Here is a 1,125-nt window from a genome sequence, read left to right as displayed (position 1 = left end):
AAAGAAATCAACCGAGATTCCCTAAGTAGTGACGAGCGAACGGGGACTAGCCCTTAAGTTGCATCAGCTTCAGCAAAAGAACCTGGAAAGGTTCGCCGTAGAAGGTGACAGCCCTGTATGCGAAGGGGCTGATGCGATGAAATCGAGTAGGGCGGGGCACGAGAAACCCTGTCTGAATATGGGGGGACCATCCTCCAAGGCTAAATACTCCTGACCGACCGATAGTGAACCAGTACCGTGAGGGAAAGGCGAAAAGAACCCCGGAGAGGGGAGTGAAATAGAACCTGAAACCGTGTGCGTACAAGCAGTAGGAGCTCCGCAAGGAGTGACTGCGTACCTTTTGTATAATGGGTCAGCGACTTACTGTTCGTGGCAAGCTTAACCGTATAGGGGAGGCGAAGGGAAACCGAGTCTGATAAGGGCGCATAGTCGCGGGCAGTAGACCCGAAACCGGGTGATCTAGTCATGCCCAGGGTGAAGGTGCGGTAACACGCACTGGAGGCCCGAACCCACTCCCGTTGCAAAGGTAGGGGATGAGGTGTGATTAGGAGTGAAAAGCTAATCGAACCCGGAGATAGCTGGTTCTCCTCGAAAGCTATTTAGGTAGCGCCTCATATGTATCCTCTCGGGGGTAGAGCACTGTTATGGCTAGGGGGTCATCGCGACTTACCAAACCATTGCAAACTCCGAATACCGAGACGGACTGTATGGGAGACACACGGCGGGTGCTAACGTCCGTCGTGAAAAGGGAAACAACCCAGACCCACAGCTAAGGTCCCAAATTTTGTGCTAAGTGGAAAACCATGTGGAAAGGCACAGACAGCCAGGAGGTTGGCTTAGAAGCAGCCACCCTTTAAAGAAAGCGTAATAGCTCACTGGTCGAGTCGGTCTGCGCGGAAGATTTAACGGGGCTAAGCGATGAACCGAAGCTTGGGGTGCATACTTTGTATGCGCGGTAGAGGAGCGTTCCGTAAGCCGATGAAGGTGGATTGAGAAGTCTGCTGGAGGTATCGGAAGTGCGAATGCTGACATGAGTAACGATAATGCGGGTGAAAAGCCCGCACGCCGAAAGCCCAAGGTTTCCTAGCGCAACGTTAATCGACGCAGGGTGAGTCGGCCCCTAAG

Annotated in this window: 1 rRNA gene; it reads left to right on the top strand. The window is 53.2% G+C overall.

What is annotated here, in order from left to right:
* Window positions 1-1,125, top strand: a 23S ribosomal RNA gene (locus AB0J97_RS51630); the annotation flags it as partial.

Origin of the sequence: Nonomuraea sp. NPDC049607, assembly GCF_040675375.1 — a bacterium.
In the GTDB taxonomy this organism is placed as follows: Bacteria; Actinomycetota; Actinomycetes; order Streptosporangiales; family Streptosporangiaceae; genus Nonomuraea.
This window is presented reverse-complemented; position numbering and strand designations above follow the sequence as displayed.